At 55.1% G+C, this 19,602-nt stretch carries 17 protein-coding genes and 1 pseudogene; 5 read left to right on the top strand and 13 right to left on the bottom strand.

Annotated elements, in window-relative coordinates; all coding sequences use genetic code 11:
* Nucleotides 1-10 precede the first annotated feature (10 nt).
* A complete protein-coding gene (locus tag ACP6EK_RS03575) occupies nucleotides 11-1,237 on the top strand; it encodes a homocitrate synthase/isopropylmalate synthase family protein (protein WP_438317997.1) in 1,227 nt (408 codons plus the stop codon).
* Here ACP6EK_RS03575 and ACP6EK_RS03570 read toward each other — a convergent pair.
* Both ACP6EK_RS03570 and ACP6EK_RS03565 read right to left on the bottom strand, forming a co-directional pair.
* Complete coding sequence (locus ACP6EK_RS03570; RefSeq protein ID WP_438318863.1) at nucleotides 1,234-1,812, bottom strand: GNAT family N-acetyltransferase; 579 nt, start codon at nucleotides 1,810-1,812, stop codon at nucleotides 1,234-1,236. The two genes, ACP6EK_RS03575 and ACP6EK_RS03570, sit on opposite strands and share 4 nt — an antisense overlap.
* Nucleotides 1,809-2,852 carry a uroporphyrinogen decarboxylase family protein gene (locus tag ACP6EK_RS03565; RefSeq protein WP_438317994.1) on the bottom strand — a complete coding sequence of 348 codons (1,044 nt, stop codon included), beginning with the start codon at nucleotides 2,850-2,852 and terminating at the stop codon, nucleotides 1,809-1,811. Before ACP6EK_RS03565 ends, ACP6EK_RS03570 begins: the two co-directional genes overlap by 4 nt.
* A gap of 211 nt (nucleotides 2,853-3,063) precedes the next feature.
* On the opposite strand from ACP6EK_RS03565, the gene ACP6EK_RS03560 reads away from it, so the two are divergent.
* Nucleotides 3,064-4,422, top strand: a complete 1,359-nt coding sequence (locus tag ACP6EK_RS03560) for a sigma-54-dependent transcriptional regulator (RefSeq protein WP_438317991.1) — start codon at nucleotides 3,064-3,066, stop codon at nucleotides 4,420-4,422.
* Here ACP6EK_RS03560 and ACP6EK_RS03555 read toward each other — a convergent pair.
* From ACP6EK_RS03555 to ACP6EK_RS03505, 11 genes are all read right to left on the bottom strand, one after another.
* On the bottom strand, nucleotides 4,406-5,668 hold the full coding sequence (locus tag ACP6EK_RS03555; protein WP_438317988.1) for a uroporphyrinogen decarboxylase family protein: 1,263 nt from the start codon (nucleotides 5,666-5,668) through the stop codon (nucleotides 4,406-4,408). The two genes, ACP6EK_RS03560 and ACP6EK_RS03555, sit on opposite strands and share 17 nt — an antisense overlap.
* 14 nt (nucleotides 5,669-5,682) lie before the next feature.
* Complete coding sequence (locus tag ACP6EK_RS03550) at nucleotides 5,683-6,531, bottom strand: ABC transporter permease subunit (RefSeq protein ID WP_017889684.1); 849 nt, start codon at nucleotides 6,529-6,531, stop codon at nucleotides 5,683-5,685.
* Between the two features lie 11 nt (nucleotides 6,532-6,542).
* Entirely contained in the window at nucleotides 6,543-7,427 is an 885-nt protein-coding gene (locus ACP6EK_RS03545) for a carbohydrate ABC transporter permease (RefSeq protein ID WP_438317984.1), read from the bottom strand.
* 48 nt (nucleotides 7,428-7,475) lie between these two features.
* On the bottom strand, nucleotides 7,476-8,813 hold the full coding sequence (locus tag ACP6EK_RS03540; protein WP_438317981.1) for an ABC transporter substrate-binding protein: 1,338 nt from the start codon (nucleotides 8,811-8,813) through the stop codon (nucleotides 7,476-7,478).
* Nucleotides 8,810-9,871, bottom strand: a complete 1,062-nt coding sequence (locus ACP6EK_RS03535; RefSeq protein ID WP_438317978.1) for a LacI family DNA-binding transcriptional regulator — start codon at nucleotides 9,869-9,871, stop codon at nucleotides 8,810-8,812. Before ACP6EK_RS03535 ends, ACP6EK_RS03540 begins: the two co-directional genes overlap by 4 nt.
* A 231-nt stretch (nucleotides 9,872-10,102) precedes the next feature.
* Nucleotides 10,103-10,426, bottom strand: coding sequence for an L-rhamnose mutarotase (locus tag ACP6EK_RS03530; protein ID WP_438317975.1), 324 nt, complete (start codon nucleotides 10,424-10,426; stop codon nucleotides 10,103-10,105).
* 13 nt (nucleotides 10,427-10,439) lie between these two features.
* Nucleotides 10,440-11,441: a LacI family DNA-binding transcriptional regulator gene (locus tag ACP6EK_RS03525; RefSeq protein WP_438317972.1), complete on the bottom strand. Its 1,002-nt coding sequence runs from the start codon at nucleotides 11,439-11,441 to the stop codon at nucleotides 10,440-10,442.
* 6 nt (nucleotides 11,442-11,447) lie between these two features.
* Nucleotides 11,448-12,575 carry a uroporphyrinogen decarboxylase family protein gene (locus tag ACP6EK_RS03520; RefSeq protein WP_438317969.1) on the bottom strand — a complete coding sequence of 376 codons (1,128 nt, stop codon included), beginning with the start codon at nucleotides 12,573-12,575 and terminating at the stop codon, nucleotides 11,448-11,450.
* A 5-nt stretch (nucleotides 12,576-12,580) separates the two neighbouring features.
* Nucleotides 12,581-13,483 carry a carbohydrate ABC transporter permease gene (locus ACP6EK_RS03515; protein WP_438317967.1) on the bottom strand — a complete coding sequence of 301 codons (903 nt, stop codon included), beginning with the start codon at nucleotides 13,481-13,483 and terminating at the stop codon, nucleotides 12,581-12,583.
* Nucleotides 13,484-14,359: a carbohydrate ABC transporter permease gene (locus tag ACP6EK_RS03510; RefSeq protein WP_438317964.1), complete on the bottom strand. Its 876-nt coding sequence runs from the start codon at nucleotides 14,357-14,359 to the stop codon at nucleotides 13,484-13,486.
* A gap of 54 nt (nucleotides 14,360-14,413) precedes the next feature.
* Nucleotides 14,414-15,883, bottom strand: coding sequence for an extracellular solute-binding protein (locus ACP6EK_RS03505; RefSeq protein ID WP_438317961.1), 1,470 nt, complete (start codon nucleotides 15,881-15,883; stop codon nucleotides 14,414-14,416).
* Nucleotides 15,884-16,172: 289 nt separating this feature from the next.
* Between ACP6EK_RS03505 and ACP6EK_RS03500 the strand changes: the two genes are divergently transcribed.
* From ACP6EK_RS03500 to ACP6EK_RS03490, 3 genes and pseudogenes are all read left to right on the top strand, one after another.
* Entirely contained in the window at nucleotides 16,173-17,285 is a 1,113-nt protein-coding gene (locus ACP6EK_RS03500) for an AAA family ATPase (RefSeq protein ID WP_438317958.1), read from the top strand.
* Nucleotides 17,286-17,534: 249 nt separating this feature from the next.
* Nucleotides 17,535-18,338, top strand: a pseudogene (locus ACP6EK_RS03495) (TRM11 family SAM-dependent methyltransferase); the annotation flags it as partial.
* Nucleotides 18,339-18,927: 589 nt separating this feature from the next.
* Nucleotides 18,928-19,503, top strand: coding sequence for a hypothetical protein (locus ACP6EK_RS03490; RefSeq protein WP_438317955.1), 576 nt, complete (start codon nucleotides 18,928-18,930; stop codon nucleotides 19,501-19,503).
* The last annotated feature ends 99 nt before the right edge of the window (nucleotides 19,504-19,602 follow it).

The raw sequence follows: 19,602 nt of genomic DNA, 5'->3' as shown, positions 1-19,602 counted from the left end.
GGTGTGTTGCGTGCCGAAAATCTATATCATCGACGTGACGAACCGCGATGGGGTGCAGACGGCAAGACTGGGACTGGCGAAAATCGAAAAGACCATGGTGAACCTCTACCTCAACGAGATGGGAGTTTTCCAGAGCGAGTTCGGTTTCCCCACCACCCGCCACGAAACCAATTACCTCAACGCTAACTTAGAACTCGCAGAGATGGGTGTCATTGCCCCAATCCGCTTAAGCGGCTGGCTCCGGGCCACAAAGGGTGACGTGGAGCTGGCGTATAGACTCGTCCCCAAGCTCAAGTACCTTAACCTCTCCATCTCTACCTCCGACCAGATGCTCAAGGGGAAACTCAACAAGACCCGGGAAGAGGTCATCAACATGATGGTCGAGGCTGTCCAGGCGGCAAAGAGCTTTGGCGCCATCGGCATCGGCGTCAACGCCGAAGACGCCTCCCGGACTGACCTTGAGTACCTCGTGGATTTCGCCCTTGCGGGGAAGGAAGCCGGGGCCGAGCGCTTCCGCTACTGCGATACCTTAGGCTACGACAGCCCCTTCACCATCTACGAGCGGGTGAAGTACATCGCCGAGAAAACCAGAATGCCCATCGAACTCCACTGCCACAACGACCTCGGCATGGCCGTGGCGAACTCTGTGGCCGGTGCCAAGGCGGCAATCGACGCCGGAGTGGACGCCTTCATCAACACCACCATCAACGGGGTGGGTGAGCGCGCAGGAAACGCCGATCTCGTTTCGGTCATCTTAGCCATAAAGTACGCAAGCGGCATTGAAGGGAAGTACCAGCTTGACGAGCGGATCAACCTCAAAGCGGCCTGGAAGACCTGTAAGTACGCCTCATACGCCTTTAAGGTACCGATCCCCATCACCCAGCCCGGAGTCGGAGCCAACGCCTTCGCCCACTCTTCAGGCATCCACGCCGACGGGGTGCTGAAAGACCGAAAGAACTACGAACTCTACGACTTTGAGGAGCTCGGCCGGGGAGAACCGGAAATCATCGAGACTGGAAGGCAAATCGTCGTGGGCGAATATAGCGGCATCAAAGGATTCCGCAACGTCTACGAGAAACTGGAAATCGAGTTCAAAGACGAGGAAGAGGCCCGGGAAATCCTTGAGCTCGTGCGTTTTGCCAATGTCGAAAAGCAGAAACCCCTTGTGGAGGACGAGCTCCGTTTCATCGCCAGGTACCCCAAGCAGGCCAAGCAGATCCTCACGCTCATTCCCTAAAGGACAAACGGGGGGTTCCCCCAGGCTTTCCTCAACCGCACAAAGGAGGGGAACCCCCGGAGCACCTCGTAACCGTTCCGGAGATAGAAGGTCAGCGCCCTGACGTTCTCCCGCTCGACATCGAGAACAAGCCAGGAATCTCCTGAGTTTTGAGCCTCCTTTTCCACCACCTGGAGCAGGAAACTCCCAAGGCCCCTCCCCTGATGGGGAGGGAAAATGGCGATGTTACTCAGGTAGTAGGCGTCCTGGGGAACCTTCATGTGAAAGAGTTCAAAGAGAAAAGGCGAGAGGAGGCGAGGGAGCACAAAAGGGGCAAGCTGCAAGACAGTGTGGAGCCCCTTTGCCCTCCTTGTGCCGCTGCTCCACCCAAGCGCCATCCCCAGGATTTCATCCTTTCCAAGAACCAGGACATGGGGAGCGCTGAAGAGGTTCCGCTCATCCTCAAAGCACCGCTTGAAAACCCTGCGCCACCGGGGACCAAAGAGCCGCTCGAAAACCCTCCCTCCGGAAAGCTCAAGGAGGCGAAAGAACGCTGCCTGGTCCTCTGCCGTTTTCGAAGCCCTTCGGACCTCTATCTCGCGAAAATCTCGGTCTCCTTCCGTTGTCTCTTCGCCCTCCAGTCCCGACCTGCCTGGAAAAAGGCCTCAATGTTCTCCAGGGGAACGTCTTGGGGAAGGTCGCAGCCTGTGCTCAGGATAAAATACGGGTAATCGTTCATTCCCTCAAGGAGTTCATACGTTACCCGGTAGATGTGCTCCGGTGCCTCAGAGAGCATGGCCACGGGGCTTACGTTCCCAAGAAGGAGCAGTCCCTCCCCATCCCGGGCCACCCTGGGGAGGTCCACAACGCTATCAAGACTTAGGCCGACCACGCCACAGCGCCGCATCTCGGGGACGAGATGGTGGGTGTTGCCGCACACATGGAGGATAACTTCAACGTCGTCGAGAATCCCTACGAGCTCCCTATACAGCGGGGCCAGATGCTTCCGGAACGCCTCTGGACCAAAGATGACCGCTGTGGGCTCGAGGACCATAATGGTGTCGGCTCCCGCCTCCTGCAGAGCCTGAGCGTAACGGAGGACCACTCCGTAAGAAAACTCAAGAACCCCCTGGAAGAACGACTCATCAAGGATACTCTGCATGGCAAGCTCATTCGCTCCGGCAAGCAATCCGGCAAGCGTGAGGGGACCGATGACGTATGCCCCCACAGGGCAGGGAAAAGCCGCCCGCATGTGCCTCAAGGTCTCAAGGTACACCATGACCCTCCCATCCCCCAGGATATCGATTCTCCTGAAAGGCTCAAGATCCTCAAGGGTCTTCACCGGATGGGCCTCAACGGATGGCGTATCATCGAGAGGAAAGCGGACGGGAAGCCCCAAGGCACTGGCCTCGACCGAAAGGTCCATGAGGAAGAACATAGCGTCAGGATGGAAACGGTCGTAGAGCCTGCTTAAGGTCTGGAACTGCACCAGATGATTAAATTGATTTTGTTTAATATTCGTCTTCGTCAATTGCAACCCTGGATAGCCCATGAGGGGAACGATCGGTCTTCTTCCCTCATTCCATAAGGTTAACGCGAGTTCTCGCAGGGAGAACTTACCCGATACACGCCGCATGGAAACCACCTCAAAGTTTCATAAAAGAGTTAATTTTCTTGAGCCATTGTACACCCTCCCCTCCTCCCCGTCAAGACCTGTAGCACAATTTTTGCTTCTGGACCCAGTCCAATGACTCCCACCACCTTGCAAGTAGCGCAAACTCCCTTTTCTTTATACCCCTTGCATTCCTCCCGTAGGGGTGGTTATATAGAACACAGGGGGATGTGCCATGCCAGTGTTCCGGGTTCTTGTGGCCGATGATGAACGTCTGATGGCAGAAATGCTCGAAGAAATGCTCCGGGCCGATGGAATGCTTGTTGAAAAGGCCTATACTGGAAAAGAGGCCCTTGAGAAATTCCGCTCTTTAGACTTCGACCTTGTCCTCCTTGACCTGCGCATGCCCGAAATGAATGGCCTCGACGTCCTCCAGGAGATCAAAAAGGAAGACCCCGCGGTTCCCGTCATCGTCATCACCGCCTACGGGAGCGTGGATAATGCTGTAGAGGCCTTGAAGTTCGGTGCCTATGATTTCATCACGAAGCCTTTCAAACTCGAGGAACTCCGGAATGCCGTTGCCCGGGCTTTAGAAGTTGAACAGCTCCGGCGAGAGAAGGAGTACCTCCTCTCCGAGATCCAGGAAGAATTCCACTTCGAAGGGGTCATTGGAGAATCTCCTAAAATGAAGGAAGTCATGAGGGTGGCGCAGCTTGTGGCCAAAACCGACGCCACGGTCCTCATCTGCGGAGAAAGCGGAACGGGGAAAGAACTCCTCGCCCGCTCTATCCATTACCAGAGTAACCGCAGGGATAAGCCTTTCGTGGTGGTCAACTGCGGTGCCATCACCGAGACACTCCTTGAAAGCGAGCTCTTCGGTCACGAGAAAGGGGCCTTCACCGGCGCTTACACGAGAAAACCAGGGAAATTCGAGCTTGCCGATGGAGGGACGATCTTCCTCGATGAAATTGGGGAAATGAGCCCTGCCATGCAGGTGAAACTCCTGCGGGTTCTGCAAGAGAAGACTTTCGAGCGGGTCGGAGGCACCACACCTATCACCGTTGACGTCCGCATCATTGCTGCTACGAACCGCGACCTGAAAAAGGCCGTCCGGGAGGGAACCTTCCGGGAAGACCTCTACTACCGGCTCAACGTCATCCCCATATACCTCCCACCTCTCCGGGAACGGAAAGAGGATCTGCCTCTCCTCTGTGATTTCCTCATTGCCCGGCACTGCCGGAAACTCCACAAGAAAATCCGGGGTATTTCCCCTCAGGCCATGAGGATTCTGCGAAAATACCACTGGCCGGGGAACATCCGGGAACTCGACAACGTCCTGGAGCGGGCCATCATCCTCACTCAGGACGACGTCATCGGGGTTGACGACCTGCAGATTTTCGAGGCCCCAAAACCCGAGCGGTGGAAAACCCTCAAAGAGGTTGAGGAAGAGTACATCGCCCAGGTCCTTGAAGCCTTCGCCTTCGACCTTGAGAAGGCTGCCGCCGTCCTCGATATGCCCCTCGAGGAACTGAAAGCAAAGGCCGCTAGGCTCTCCCTCACATCCCCAGAGGGTAGCCCTACCGGTACTCGTTGACGGTCTCAAAGAGCGCCAGGAGGTTCTCCACCGGGATATTCGCCTGGATGTTGTGGACTGTAGCGAACACAAAACCACCGCCTTTCCCGAAAATCTCGATGAGCCTCCGGACTTCCTCCCGGACCTCCTCAGGCGTCCCGAAGGGGAGGGTGCGCTGCGTGTTCACTCCCCCTCCCCAGAAGGTGAAATGGTCACCGAATTCCCGCTTGAGGGTCTCTGGGTCCATGGAAGCGGCAGAAATCTGCACCGGGTTGAGAATGTCAAAGCCTGCTTCTCTGAGGTCCGGAAGAAGCTCGTACACCGAGCCACAGGTGTGGATGAAAGTCTTCCAGGTCGTGTGCTCATGAACCCAGGCGTTCACCTTCGTGTGGAAGGGTTTGAAGAGTCTCCGGTAGAGTTCTGGAGCGATGAACGGACCGTGTTGCGACCCAAAGTCGGTCCCGGAAATCACGATGACCTGGATTCGCTCGCCTACTGCCTGGTGGAGCATCTCGAGGTTCTTGAGGCCTATCTCGGTCATCCGGGCAAAGACCTCTTGGAGGAAGGACTGGCGGGTCACTAAAGACACGTACCACTCCTCCACGTCCCGGATACCCTTGGGGTCCTTGAGGGCAAGACCGGGAACGAAGGCAATATCCCCGAGGTTCGTCCCCGGAACCCCAGAAAAGACGATGGCGTAATCGGTTTCCTCATAGAGCCTCTGTGCTTCTTCCTCGTAGTAACGGAGGTCCTCGTCGGCAAGAAGGGTGTACTCTTCAATCTGGTCTTCAACCCGAAGATGCCTCTCATCAATGGGTTTCTGGCGAATGAGGGCATCGTGGTAGAATCCCCCCCTGGGCATTTTCGCGCACGGCGCACAGGATGTGTCTCCCCTGGGGTACTGGTAGATGTTCCCTTCGGCATCCGGTACGGTGTTGAACTTCTCCGGCACAAGAAGGGGTGTCCCGTCGAAGAACTTCCAGGGCTTCCAGTTCTCGTTTCGGAAGCCGAAAAAGTTCTCCCGGGACATCAAAGGAACCGTATCAATACCAAGGACCTTCCGGAGGTCATCATCCACTTCCCCAAGCATCTGGAAAGGATCGATGACCTTCACCGGATCCTCAGGACGGATGAGCCCCAGGGCCACCTTGAGTTTGTGGAGGCTCGAGACGTGGATTCCGGTCACCAGAGTCGCCCCGAGGTCAAGGGGAAGCTTATCCGGCTCCTCATGCGAAAGGGTTTTCAGTACCCGCTCTCGAGAGGTCACAGTACCTCCTCCTTTCATCCCTTTACTGCCCCAAAGGTGAGGCCACGCACAAGGTAGCGCTGAGCAAGAAGGGAGAAGACCACAACGGGCAGCATGGTGACAATCCCCGCCGCCGCAAGCGGTCCCCAGGCAATACGCCAGCCGGTGATGAAACGCCCGAGGTAAAGGGGCAGGGTCTGGGCCTCCTTGCCCGTCGTGAGGACGAGGCTCAGGAGGAACTCACCCCAGCTCTGAATGAAGGAGAGCGTCGCCACCGCTGCAAGGCCAGGAGCGGCAAGGGGGAGAATCACCGAAAAGAAGCTCTGCCCCACTCCTGCTCCATCCACAAACGCAGCTTCATCGAGTTCCCTGGGGATTTCATTGAAGAACGTGATGAGAATCCAGGTGCTGAAAGGCGTGGTGATGACAAGATGGGCCAGGATGAGTGCCCACCAGGTGTTGATGAGCCGAAGGCGAGAGAAAATCACATAGAGTGGCAGTGCCGAGGCAATGGGCGGGAGCATGCGGATGGAAATGATCCAGGAGACAAAACGCATCCCCCCGATTTTGAAGCGTGACACCGCATACGCCGCAAGGGCAGAAATGACCGTTGAAAGCAGGGCCACAAAAAGGGCCACCACGATGCTATTCCGCAGGTACGGGGTAATGGTGGCGATGGCCGTGGTGGCGCTTCCAAAGAACCCTCCCTCCACGCCCATGAAGTTCCCCAACGTCCACGAAGAAGGCCAGAACGTCGGAGGCCAGGTGAACCACTCCTCGCTCTTCTTGAAGGCAGTCGTCACCAACCAGTACACCGGGAAGAGGAAGAAAAAGAGTACCAGGGCCACAAGCACTCCCTTCACGATCCCTTTCACCCACCGCATGGTCCTTCCTCCTATAGCTCCAGTGTCTCCCGCAACCGGAGCATCCGGATAAGGAGATTCACAAGGAGTGATACGGCAAGAAGTAAAAGAACGCTCAGAGCCGAAGCGTACCCAATATCCCAGCCGAAGGATACGCCGACCTTGTAGATGTAAAAGCTATAGGAATGCGTGCTCGAGCCGGGGCCCCCAAAGGTCACCATGTAGACGATGTCGAAAATCTTCAGGGCATCGATGACCCTGATGATGAGCACCACAAAAAGGAGGGGACGCAGAAGGGGGAATTCGATGTACCGGAAGGCCGAAAAGCCGCTCGCCCCGTCGACGAAACTTGCCTCCACAACATCCCGGGGAAGGGATTGCAACCCTGCGTAGAGGACGAGGAAGACAAACGGGGTCCACTGCCACACGTCAATCAGAATAACTCCAAGGCGTGAAAAGAACTGCGTCCCGAGCCAGGAAATTTTGGGAATCCCCAAAAGGGAGAGAAAGTAGTTCACCGGACCGAATTCGAAGTTGTAGAGCATCTTCCAGGCAATCCCTGCCACCACTGCCGGCACCATCATGGGGATGAGGAGAACACTTCGGAACACCCGCTCCCCAAAAGTATCTCGAAGGAGAAAGGCGACCCCAAGGCCAAGGAGCATTTCCAGAGGCACCGCCACAGCAAGAATGAGGAGCGTGAAACTCACGCTCGACGTTGCGGTACGGTCCCGAAAAATGTCCAGATAATTCGAAAAACCGATGAACTGCGGTTGTTCCCATGACGCCAGGGAGTACCGGAAAAAGGACATGTACACCATGTACCCAAAGGGGTACATCGTAAGACCAAGGAGAACTGCAAGGAGAGGGAGAACCATGAGAAAACCCACACGTTGCATTCGTCTTCGCGCAAGCATGGAAATCACCCAAAAAGCGAGGGGCGCTCGAGCGCCCCTCGCCCTCGTTCATTTCCCGAGAATTTTTTTCCACTCATCAGCCACGAGGTTCAGCGTTTCAATGGAGTTCGGTTGCTGTCCAAGGAGAACTTCAGAGAGCGTCCCAACGAGGATATCTTCAAGGCGAGGTTCTTCAGGAATCCGGGGACGGTGGGAAGCACCGTCAAGAGACGCAATGTAGGCCTCTTTGAGCCACGGAGAGTCGGCAAGGACTTCCGGGTCTTCCACCACGGATTTCCGGGTCGGACCAATGCGGTACTTGAGCCACTGGATTTTGTCACCCTCTTTGCTCGTCGCGTACTGGATGAAGCGGAAAGCCACTTCTTTGTTCTTTGAAGCCGCGTTAATCCCAAGGCCCCATCCACCGCTCACCGGTGCCCCACCGGGCATGACCGCAACACCGACCTTTTCCTCAAAAGGCTGTAGTAGCGGCGATTCCTTCCAGCTTGCAAGACACGCCGTCCACTGGGGCACCATGGCCACCATACCCTTCCCAAAGGCCTCCAGGGTCTCTCCGTAGTCAGAACCGAGTGGGTCCGGAGCGTACTGCATGAGGTCGATCATGTCCTGGAGTGCTCGAACGCCTTCTTCAGAGTTGAAGGCCGGAAGTCCATCGGCGGTGAAGTAGTCACCCCAGTCGAGGTCGACTTTCCCGAACTTCGCAATGCCCTCGGGACTCCTCCGGTACGGTCCGAAGAAGTTGAGGTACATGTAGAAGAGGGTGTGGGTTCGAGGGAGCATCAGGGCGATACCGTATTCCGTGGGGGAATCGGGGTTGAATTTCTTCGTGAAGAACTTCGCCACCTCTTTGGCCTCTTCCCAGGTCTTCGGGACAGCCAGGTCTCTGCCGTATTCCGCCTTGAATTTTGCCTGAAGCGCAGGGTCACTGAAGAGGTCCTTCCGGTAGAAGAAGAACATTGCGGCACCGTAGAACGGGTATCCGATGCGCTTGTCCTTCCAGTAGCCGTAGACGTACTTTGCCGTGGGGATGAAGTCCTCGTCGTCAAAGTTCGGATCCACAAGCTCCGGATGCTCTTTTGCGAAAGCCTCAAGGTCAAGCATCCCGGGAGCAATGGCTCCAGCCGTCATGAGGTCCCAGGTGGTGACGTCAAAAGACCCTGCACCACTCGTGAGGTCTTGCAGAATCCTCGGGTAGAGCACCTCCCAGGAGAGCGGGGTGATTTCAATCTGGACGTCAGGGTTCTTCTGCATGAAGTTCTGGGCAAGCTCGTGGAGCGCATCGGCGTTATCCGGAGAGGACCAGACGACGAGGGTCACAGCACAGGCGACCGAGGCAAAAAGGAACACCAGAACACCCGCAAGACCAGCCACTATTCCCTTGCTCATCCTTTCTCCTCCTCCTTTGAGGGGATGTAGAATCCCATGTTGCTCCGCATCACCACCACAGGCTCAAGATACCGGCACGGTGGCGGAACAACTCCCTCCACAAGAAACCGAAAGAGCGTAATGACCGCCTCAAATCCCTGACGGTACGGATTCTGCAAAATGGTGGCATGGATCACCCCCTTCTCAAGGTATGGTCGCATCTCTCCAAAAAGGTCAGTGGCGATGACCCTCACCTGTCCCGCAAAGCCACTGTCCTCGAGCGCACGGCAGACCGCAGGAGAGTTTGCCGTTGCCACGTAAATCCCCTGAAGGTCAGGATGTTCTTCAAGGACACAAGCAGTGGCCTCATAGGCTCGTCGCTCGTCCTCTTCATTTTCAAAGACTTTCGGCTCTGGTCCTCGGGCAAAGCGAGTCCAGGAGGAGAGGAACCCCTGGACTTTCTGAAAGTGGTCCTCGATGTCCAGCGACCCAACCATGATGGCCACAGGACCCTTTCCCCCAAGGAAATGCGCCATGAGTTCCCCCGCAAGTTCCCCGTTTTTCCAGGGATCCACGTATACGGCGCTCAGGCGGCTGCTTCCTGGAGCATCGGTTGAGACCGTGACCACGGGGACACTTTTCTCCACAAAACGGTTAATGAAGGCGTTGAGCCGGCTCCGGTGTCCCGGAACAAGGACGAGACCATCAATCCGTTCCCTCAAAAGGTTTTCCAGCGCTTCTTCCTCACCCTTCCCCAGGGTTTCGATTTCCCGAACAAGGGGCAACACCTTGAAATCCCGAAGCTGGGCCACAGCGTCGTAGAAACCCCGACGAACATCGTCGTAGAAGTAATGGAGTTCCCGGGGGAAGAGCGCAGCAAGGACAATGGGTTTCCTTCGAGTGAGCGCGCTCGCCACCCTGTTGGGTTCATACCCCATACTCCGGGCGGTGGCCAGGATCCTCTCCCGCGTCCCAGCGCTGATACCCTTCCGCCCGTGCAGGGCCCGATCCACCGTCCCGATGGAAAACCCCGAAGCTAGGGCGATATCCTTAATGGTTGGGCGTTTCCTGGGCGTCATGGCCGTTAACGTTCACGGTACCATTATACCACAGTTCCGTGCGTGGGGATAAATTAAAAATTACCGAATGTGTTCCATCTCCTCCCCAAGTACCCAAAGAGATGACGGAAACCTGTCGACCTTGTGGAAGACCCGGGCTCCGGGGCGATCAGAGAATTGCTGTGGACTCAGGAGGAAAGCTCTCACCGGCGCACACCATAACACCCAAAGGGCACTGAGAAGAAAAGAGCCTCAATCGAGGTGGAAAACCTCTTCCATCTCCGCCCACCATTCCCCCTCTTTTCGGGTCTTTAGGGGTTCCTGGCAGGGTTTGCAGAGAGCCCACCACTTCTGGGTGATGGGGTCTTCGGCCATTTTCTTCATATCCTCCTCGTAGTTCTCCCCGGTGTACTCATAGTAGCTGAAGAGATACCCGTCTTTGTAGAAGATGGTGTAATTCTGGATGTTGCACTCTTTAATCGTTTTCAGTACTTCTGGCCAGACATTCCGGTGGAGTTCTTTGTACTCCTCAACTTTATCGGGCTTGAGCCGAATGACCATACCAAAACGGCGCATCGTATCGCCTCCCTCACGGACATCCGCAGGATTTTCGGATGATGATTTCCGGTCGCAGGACAACCTCTCGACGCTCCCGAATGTTCTCCCCCCGAATGCGTTCAAGGAGCATTTCCACAGCCAGTGTTCCAATCGTATAGGCCGGTTGTTTAGCAGCAGTGAGAAATGGGAACAGCGCCGAAGCGAGGTCAAAGTCATCAAAGGTAACCAGGGCAAGGTCTTCCGGTACCCGCACTCCAAGCTCCCGGGCTGCCCGAATGACCCCGACAGCGATGACGTTGTTCCCAGCAAATACCGCTTCAACCGGGTGTTTCCCCACCAAGAGTTCCCGTGCGGCCTGGTACCCGAATTCTTCTTTGTATGCCCCAGCACGGATGTGCTCTTCGCAAGGGGTAATACCCGCCTCCCGCAACGCCCTTCGGTACCCTTCAATCCGTTCCCGACTTGTGGAGAGGGTGAGGGGGCCGGAAATGATGGCTATCCTCCGCTTTCCGTGAACTTCAAGGAGATGCCGGGTGAGAGCGTATGCACCGTATTCGCTGTCTCCGACCACGTAGTCCCAGCGAGAACGGGGAACCCTGCGGTCCACAAGAACAACCGGAACGTTTTTCCGGAAGAGAACCTCAAGGGATTCCCCGTTACTGCAGCTTGAAATGAGCAGGCCGTCAACCTGGCGCCGAAGCATGAGCTCCACATAGGCGGCCTCAATCCTGGGGTCCTCATCGGTGTTGCAGAAAATGGTGTTGAAACCGTATTCTGAAGCCCTGTCCTCAACCCCCCGGGCCAGAGTGGTGAAGAAGGGGTTGGTGATGTCGGAAATGATGAGGGCAATGGTGTTCGTCTGTCGCTTCTTGAGGCTCCGGGCGATGTAATTCGGCGAGTACTGGAGTTCCTGAGCAACGGCCAGGACTTTCTTCCGTGTGGCCTCGCTCACACCCTTGGCACCACTTAAAGCCCGGGAAACCGTGGCAGGAGAAACCCCGGCTTTCTTCGCAACGTCGTAAATGGTCGTCATTGCCTATCACGAAAGCCGCAGAGGATAAGTGCCCCGTTCTTTCAAAAGGCGAATGAGCCGGTCGTAAAGCAGGGGGTCAACGTTACTCGCCACCGAATGGTCTGAGGCGGGCATGTACCCTCCCCCCACTGCCGCCTGGAGCTTGTAGAGCGCTTCCCTTTCGATATCCTCCCAGGTCCCGTACCCGAGAATTCGGCTGTCAAGACCGCCGAAGAACGACACCCGGTCTCCATACTGCTTCTTCAGCTCCACCGGGTCCATTCCTGCCTTGGCCTCCAGAGGATTGTACACGTCAATCCCTGCTTCAATGAGATCGGGGAAGATATCAAGGCTTCGCCCGCAACCATGGTATACGACGATGAGTCCGTGGCGGTGGAGGAAATCGCACAGTCTCTTCACGCAGGGGAAGAAGATCTCCCTCCAGAGCCTGGGAGAGAAAAACATCCCCTTATCATACGCCACGTCTCCCCAGATGACCATCCCGGTAAGGGGAGCGAGCTCGATCTCTCGCTCCGCAATCCCAAGCATGAAATCCGTAACCCGCTCGGCAAAAGCCTGCACCTTGTTTTTCTCAAGCACAAGGTCCATGAGAAGCCCCTCTGTCCCCCGAATCCGCCACATCGCCTCATAGGGTTCACAGATGGAACCGAAAAGGCAGAATGTACCCCTGTTGCGCTCAACGTCCTCGACGAAACTCGGCAACTCCCCAAAGCTATCCCCACAGTTGATGATGTCGCAACGTTTCTCAAAGTACCGCCGATCGTCCCGGGGGTCATCGAAGGTGAACGAGGCGAAATCATCGGCGCTCTTGACCGAGAAATCGAGGAACATCGGCATGGGGGCCGAAAAGACTTTCTTCACCGTGCACCCGAAGCCGCTCCGGAAGACTACGTAGTCCTCCGTTCGCTCAAGGATGACACAGCTTTCAATCTTCGGATCCATGTTCGGCGAAATGACCTTCACATCGAGGTCGTAGTACTCGTAGATATCTGTATCCTCTGGGAGATTGAAAGCCTCTCGCCACCGCTTGAGAAACCCGCTCCAGTAGAAGTCCGTGAGGGGAACCCGGTCCGCTTCCCTCCGCTCTTTCAGGGCAGTTCGAACTCGATGAATTTTCTGCTCTACTCTTTCCATCGCACTCACTCCTTTACTGCACCAAGGGACAGCCCGCGGATAATGTACCGATTGGCAAAGATAGTCACAAGAAGAGGGGGGATGATGATGACCAGGGAGCTCGCCGCAATGTCCCAGTACTGAGGGCCCCGAAGCGTGGTGAGCCCAGCCATCTGGAGAGGAAGGGTCTTAGCATTTTCAAACGTCAGGGTCAGCGCCACGAGGAATTCGTTCCAGGCAAAAATGAAGGAGAAAAGGAAAGACACCGCAATACCCGGAACGGCAAGGGGGATGACCACCGAAAAAAGCGCCCTCCAGCGAGAGCACCCATCGACCATCGCCGCTTCCTCGAGTTCCCTGGGAAGGTCAGAAAAAAACTCCTTCACAATCCAGGTCACGAGGGGCAGGTTCATGACACTGTAAACAATGACGAGGCTTGTAACGTTATCGAGAAGCCCCAGGGTGTTGAAGAGAACAAAGAAAGGCATGGCCAGGGCCACGGGAGGGAACATGCGCTGCGAAAGGATGAAAAAGGCGATATTCTCATTCCTCCAGCGGCGGTAGACGAAACGGGTCAGGGCATATCCGGCCATGACACCCAGAATCACGGTGATGAGTGAACTCAAAAGCGCCACAACGACACTGTTTCTGAGGTATACACCCCGGGCCCCGAGAATCTTCATGACCTGGTACTCCGGTTCTCCGGGAGCCGTCCTTCCCAGAAGGTGAATCCACCCGAGGAGACTGGGTCGGAAGTCGACGAAGGGGAAAAACTTCGGTCGCGGGGCGTACACGGTCTCGTGTTCTTTGAACGAGGTCACCACGTTGTAGTAGATTGGGAAAAGGGTGAAGACGAGCCAGAAAAACAGCACCACGTAGATACCGGCCTTCTGCCAGCCACTTCGGACTTTGAAATACGTTCCTGGCATTTACCTCAACGCTCCTATCCGCTGGAGGAATCGGGTGAGATACGTGAACATGATACTGATAATGACAAGCTGCACCCAAGACATGGCCGTTCCATACCCCAGGTTGAAGGACCGAAACCCCTTGAGGTAGATGTAGAAGTTCAGGGTCTCCGTTGCGGTTCCTGGCCCCCCTCCCGTGAGGACATAAACGGTATCGAACACCTTGAAGGCATCAATGGTTCGCAGAAGCAAAACCGTGACGATGACGGGGAAGGCCACGGGGAGCGTGATGTGAAAGAAGACGTGGGCATGGGATGCTCCATCCACAAGAGCCGCTTCGTACAGTTCCTCGGAAATCGATTCGAAAGCGGCAAGAATGGTGAAAATCATGAAGGGCGTCCACTGCCAGACATCAACGAGAATTAGGGAAAGCAGGGCTGTCCCCCCCTTGCCCAGCCACTCCACCGGCGCAATGCCAAACCAGCTCAGGAAGTAGTTCAGTGGTCCCCGGTTGTAGTCGAGGATCATTTTCCAGACATAGGAAATCGCCACAGGTGAAAGGAGCATGGGGAGCATGTAGACGACCCGGAAAAAGTTCTTCCCCACCACGTCTTTCTGAAGAATCATGGCCAGGAGAATCCCAAGACCAAGCTCAATCCCCACCACAGACCCAACGTACAGGAACGAAAGGCTAAAGGCGTGAGCGAAGCGAGGGTCTCTGACCATGTCGATGAAATTCTTGAGCCCGACGAAGCGCAATCCCCCCGTCCCCGGCGTCCACTGGCTCAGGGAGATGAGAATGGAGAAAATCAGGGGGAAGATAGCGAGAGAAAGGATGAAAACGAGAACAGGAAGTATCATTGCGTATTTCATTCGCCGTTCCGCCCGAAGCGCCATAGTCTCACCCCGGAAAGAAAAATCCCCCACCCCCTTAGGGGGTGGGGGCAGGTTTCACTCAAGCCCCAGGTGCTGACGGTAGAACTTGGTTTGAGCGTCCTTGCCCAAGCGTTCGGTGATGGCATCCCATTCCTTAGCACAGTCATTCATCGCATCCTGAACCGATTTTTCTCCAGAGAGCGCAACGGTCAGGTGGAGCTCATACACGTCCATGTACTCGGCAGAACCAGGAATCCGGATGTCGATAACCGCATTGGGATGGTCGGTCACCGCCAGAGTGTTGGCGATGTACTCCCTGGCCTCTTCCTCGGTCCAGCCAGCCTGTACCCAGGCCTCGAGGTTTTGCATGTGGGACTTGCGCCAGGGCTGGTATCCGGAGAAGGGGTTAGCCACGTCCTTGGCGCTAACTTCCGGGCTAATCATGTACTTCACAAAGTCCCAGCAGAGGTCTGGGTAATCCGTGGTGGAGGTGATGTAGAAGGACCAGCCGTTGAAGCAGTGTACTGGGGCGTAGTGGACTTCTTCGGTCTTGACCCATTCACCCTTCTGCCAGTCCCAGTACTCCTTCGTTCCAGGAGGCAGCGCATAGCCAATGAGTCCTTTGACTTTCGACTGGACGTCGTGGGAATTCGGACCGATGTCACCCCAGTCGATGGCCATGGCAGCATGCCCAAGAATCATTTCGTTGATGACGTCACCCCGCACCCAGTCAAGACCTGGGCCACAGCCCCGTTTCCCCATCTCGATGAACTTCTCGATTCCCTTGACCCAGCCGGGGCTGTTCACAAGGGGCGTCATATCCGGCTGGAAGTAGAGGATGCCTTGAGCTGGGGCCTTATCCCGGGGCACAACCACATAGGGGGCCACCCAGGGGAGAGAATAGAAGTACGTCTGGGCACCGCGCTTGGTGCTCCGCACAAACCCGTACTCAATCTCGCCGTCATTGTCCCAGTCCCAGCCATTGAAGAACTCGGCCACGTCGATAAGCTCGTCGATAGTCTTCGGAGGAACGTTGTACTCGTAGCCATACTTCTCCTTGAACTTCGCCCGGTAATCCGGGTTCCCGAGAACGTCCTTCCGGTAGAAGAGGTACATGTTGTCGTTGTCGCAGATTAATCCATAAGTCTTTCCACCGAACATGTTCTTGAGCTTGATGCCGTCAGGCACATCGGTTTCGTACTGTACCTCAGGGTCTTTCAAGTAGTCATCGAGAGGGATGACGTAGCCCCATCCTACGAGATCCGCCATCCAGATATTGCCAGCAAGGAGAATATCGAAGGCTTTGCTCCGGGTGGCCGCAGCCTGTTGCATCTTGGGGAAGAGATCGGCAAAATCAGCCTCGATCACTTCAACCCGGTTCCCCGTCATCTTCCCCCACTCTTCACCATGGACCTTCACCGGGCCACTCACCCAGGGACCGGTCATGGCCAGAACCTTAATGGTTTTCCCCTCACCCCAGGCCACCGAGCCGGCAAGAAGAAGTACCCCACAAAGAACCAGTACCGTCAAAACAGTTTTCCGCATGGAAAACAACCCTCCTTTTTTCTGCTTTCTACCACAGGGAGAAAACCACTCCATCCTCTCACACTGCTTTCAGGTTGCTCTCACCTCCCGAAATCGATTTACCTCAATTATAACGTGTAACTAATTCCCTGTCAAAAACAAAAAGTGAGTCTCGAAAAAAACGGAGAAACCCAAATTTTACTGCAACCGATTTCTTTCTCCAGAAGAACGCCGTTTCGTTTTTCTTTAGCTGCTTACTCACCAAAATGATTTTGCTATACTATACCAAAAAGGTATATCGAGGTGTCCCGTGAACCCCTTCCGTTTTGGGAAAGAATACGTTCCGGAGTGCTTCATTGACCGGGAAAGGGAGTACAGCGACATTCTCTCCGGGGTCCAGAACGGGGTGAATCTCGTACTCATCGCCCCCCGGCGTTTTGGAAAAACCTGGCTTTTGCAAAAGTTTGCCCAGGAAAGCGGTTTCCCAACGCTTTACATCGACCTCTTTGGCATCCTCTCCGCGAGGGATTTCGCCACGCATATGGCGCAGGAGGCCTACCGCATCCTCAGAGAGGAAAACCCGGTCGCCTTCGTCATGCGCTTTTTGAAAGACATCGCCCAGTACGTGTCCTTCAGCATAACCGCCCGCGGGGTTTCTTTCTCCCTGCACCCCACGCTCCCTGAAGAGGAATGCCTCCAGGAGGCCCTGCGGCTGCCCCATGCGCTCCACGAAACCCTGAAGACCCAGGTTGCGGTTATCCTTGACGAGTTCCAGGAATACGAGCATCTCTCCCCAAAGCTTCCCGGACTCATCCGGAGCGTCTTCCAGCGCAAAGGGGGGACAAGCTACATTTTCTCTGGTTCCCGACGGCACCTCCTGGAACGACTCTTCTTCACCACAGGCGGTCCTCTTTACTTCTCAGCCAAACGCGTTGACATGAGCAACTTCCTCCCCAGAGAGGCCACCCTGCGTTACCTTGAAGAGCGGTTTCGGAAAAGCGGCAAAAACACCCAGGAAGAAGCCCTGCTGTATCTTGTTGACCTCACCCGGGGACACCCGTACTACGTCCAGTTCCTTTCTTACGAGGTCTGGAACCTCGGTGGACAGTGGATCACAAAGGACACGGTTGACGCTGCCTGCGAGACGCTTCTGTGCCACGAGTCCTACAACTATGATGTCCTCATCGAGGCCCTGGGGTACAAACACCTCAAAAAAGTCCTTTCGCTTCTCGCCTCAAAAGAAAAGGAGATTTTCAATCCCCAGGTCCTGACGAGGTGGGGTATCTCGAGCCCGGCGCTCCTCCAGAAGACGCTGGCAAAGCTCATCGACTACGGTATTGTGGAAAAACTCCACCCCGGGAAGTACGAGCTCCTTGACCCACTCTTTGCCATGTACGTGGAACGGCGCTTTGGCAGCCGATGAGCGTGGTGTGGTATAATGCCCTGGAAGTGAGGGGTGGTGTCCCTGGCAAGGTGTGTAAAAACCGCCACAAAAGTATTCTTACGCTGCCCTGTGTGCCAGGTGCGTCCCGAACCCAATCTGGGAGAGCACCTTCTCCGGGAGCACGGCGAAGAAGCCTTCAAGAAGGCCGTTCTCGAAGCGAAGCAATCTGGCCTTTCTGATGTTCAGATTGGGGCAATATTCGGGATCACTTTCCGACAGCTCGAACGCATCGTCACTGAAGCCTACGGGGCGAACATTTCGACGCTCCGGCGATCCCGGTGCATCACCTCATGGGAACCGAAAGAGTTTCGGGAAGAAACCACAACGGTCTGGAGCTACCCCAGGCGTGGAGACTGGGCTACCCACCATGGAGGGTACCGGGGGAACTGGTCTCCTTACATTCCTCGCAATGTGATCCTCAAGTACTCCCGGCCCGGAGATCTTGTGCTTGACTACTTTGTGGGTGGAGGAACAACAGCCGTTGAAGCCAAGCTCCTCCATCGCCGGTGCATCGCCAGAGACATCAACCCTGTCTGTGTGACGATGACCAAGGAACATCTCGACTTTATCCCGCCCAAAACTCTTTTCGAAGAAGGCCCTGTTTTTGAGCCAGTGGTCTCTGTCGGGGATGCGAGGGATCTCTCCGACATCAAAGACGGTACAATCGATCTTATTTGCGCCCATCCACCCTATGCTGGCATTATCAACTACAGTACGAGGATCGAAGGAGATCTCTCGGCGCTTGATGTACCGGACTTTCTTGAGGAAATGCGCAAAGTCGCCCGGGAAAGTTTTCGGGTCCTTAAGCCGGGAGGAAAATGTGCCATTCTCATCGGGGATACCAGGAAGAGAAAACACGTCATTCCCATCGGTTTTGCCCTTATTGGGGTTTTCCTCGAGGTGGGATTTTCACTGAAAGAGCTTGTGATCAAGCGACAACATAACTGTAAGACAACCGGTTTCTGGAAGGAGAAGAGCCTTGCCTCGAATTTCCTCCTCCTGGCCCATGAGTACCTGCCCATTTTCGAGAAAGATCTCAGCCGACCGATTTGCTCCTCCTCTCACCCATCCTCAGGTGCTGGTATCGGTGTCCGATTCGTCGACCCTGCCCCTCTCAATCACGAGGTGGATCTCGAAACCACTTCTGTCTGGATCCTTCCCGAAGAGGGATACAACGTTTATCTTGACGCTAATGTTATTCAACGGTATGCCCGGAGAGGGTCGTACCAGGTGCTCTCTATCGAGTCTTCCTCCCGGGAAACAGAGCCCATTTTCCCTTTCGAACCGTCCACTTTGCTTTTCGTAAAATCACCGGTACTTCTGGAGGCCAAAGACCAGCAGATCCTGTGCTCCTACCTTGAGCTTCTAAAGAAGCTCCTGGAAAAATGCCTTCCTCGGCTTATCCCTGGAGGGTTTCTTGTCATTGAAACACGGGATGTTCGGGTTAACGGGTATATTGAACCCCTGGGAAAGTACGTTCTTGATGTCCTCCATCACCAGAAACTCTGGCTCAAAGAGATCGTCATTGTTACCCCTGAAAGGAAAAACTTGCCTCTCCTCCCAGAAAGGGATGACGAGAACCTTGCAATTGTTCATCAGTACCTTCTCGTCTATGAAGTCCTTGGGTAAGAGCATTTTGGTTCTGACTGCTGCCCTCTACTATGCCCTCAAGTCCTCGTATCAGATATGGCGGGTCGAGCGCTTTCAGACAGACGACTGCATTTATATCACCCAGAAAGGGGTAAGGATAAACGTCTATCCTGGAAAGAAGAAGGAATCTCCCTATGACTTCAGAGTGAAGTTTCAAGAACCGGGAAAGAGAGAGCGAACCCCTGCCCATGTCCACATTATTGTGGACATGTATGTCAAGCACGCTTACAACCCAGACCTTACTCTGAAACTTAAAGAACACATTCTCCAAATGATGCAGCAGATTGGGCCTGTGAATTCCTTTCCTCCGCGTCTCCAATTTTTCAGACCTCAACATGTTGATCCTTTCCAGGAACTTGACAGGGTTGGAGAGTTCACCGTGGAATTTCTCCTTGTCGTGATCGAGCTCCTTGCCATCCAGGAAAAAACGAACTACCCCCACGGATCGCTTACTGAAAGCCTCTACAGGGATTTTGGTGTCAAAGATCGGTTCTCGGTAATCCAGAAAGCAATTTTCAGGGGTCAGAAGGAGTTTCCTAATAGTTGAATGCCCACTTTTTTCAAATCTCCTTCTGACGCCAAAACCCTGAGTTTTCTCAGTTTTCCAAGTGGGAGGTGAAGGTTTTTCCTGTACAATAGAGAGAGA

It is taken from the genome of Candidatus Caldatribacterium sp. SIUC1, assembly GCF_051549785.1.
GTDB lineage: Bacteria > Atribacterota > Atribacteria > Atribacterales > Caldatribacteriaceae > Caldatribacterium.
Note: the sequence above shows the minus strand (reverse complement) of the source record. Positions and strands in the feature narration are given on the sequence as shown.

Excerpts from the sequence above, each read along its gene's own strand:
- ACP6EK_RS03565 (WP_438317994.1), bottom strand. The coding sequence starts at position 2,852 with ATGCGGCGTGTATCGGGTAAGTTCTCCCTGCGAGAACTCGCGTTAACC.
- ACP6EK_RS03560 (WP_438317991.1), top strand. The coding sequence starts at position 3,064 with ATGCCAGTGTTCCGGGTTCTTGTGGCCGATGATGAACGTCTGATGGCA.
- ACP6EK_RS03550 (WP_017889684.1), bottom strand. The coding sequence starts at position 6,531 with ATGCGGTGGGTGAAAGGGATCGTGAAGGGAGTGCTTGTGGCCCTGGTA.
- ACP6EK_RS03545 (WP_438317984.1), bottom strand. The coding sequence starts at position 7,427 with ATGCTTGCGCGAAGACGAATGCAACGTGTGGGTTTTCTCATGGTTCTC.
- ACP6EK_RS03540 (WP_438317981.1), bottom strand. The coding sequence starts at position 8,813 with ATGAGCAAGGGAATAGTGGCTGGTCTTGCGGGTGTTCTGGTGTTCCTT.
- ACP6EK_RS03535 (WP_438317978.1), bottom strand. The coding sequence starts at position 9,871 with ATGACGCCCAGGAAACGCCCAACCATTAAGGATATCGCCCTAGCTTCG.
- ACP6EK_RS03530 (WP_438317975.1), bottom strand. The coding sequence starts at position 10,426 with ATGCGCCGTTTTGGTATGGTCATTCGGCTCAAGCCCGATAAAGTTGAG.
- ACP6EK_RS03525 (WP_438317972.1), bottom strand. The coding sequence starts at position 11,441 with ATGACGACCATTTACGACGTTGCGAAGAAAGCCGGGGTTTCTCCTGCC.
- ACP6EK_RS03520 (WP_438317969.1), bottom strand. The coding sequence starts at position 12,575 with ATGGAAAGAGTAGAGCAGAAAATTCATCGAGTTCGAACTGCCCTGAAA.
- ACP6EK_RS03515 (WP_438317967.1), bottom strand. The coding sequence starts at position 13,483 with ATGCCAGGAACGTATTTCAAAGTCCGAAGTGGCTGGCAGAAGGCCGGT.
- ACP6EK_RS03510 (WP_438317964.1), bottom strand. The coding sequence starts at position 14,359 with ATGGCGCTTCGGGCGGAACGGCGAATGAAATACGCAATGATACTTCCT.
- ACP6EK_RS03505 (WP_438317961.1), bottom strand. The coding sequence starts at position 15,883 with ATGCGGAAAACTGTTTTGACGGTACTGGTTCTTTGTGGGGTACTTCTT.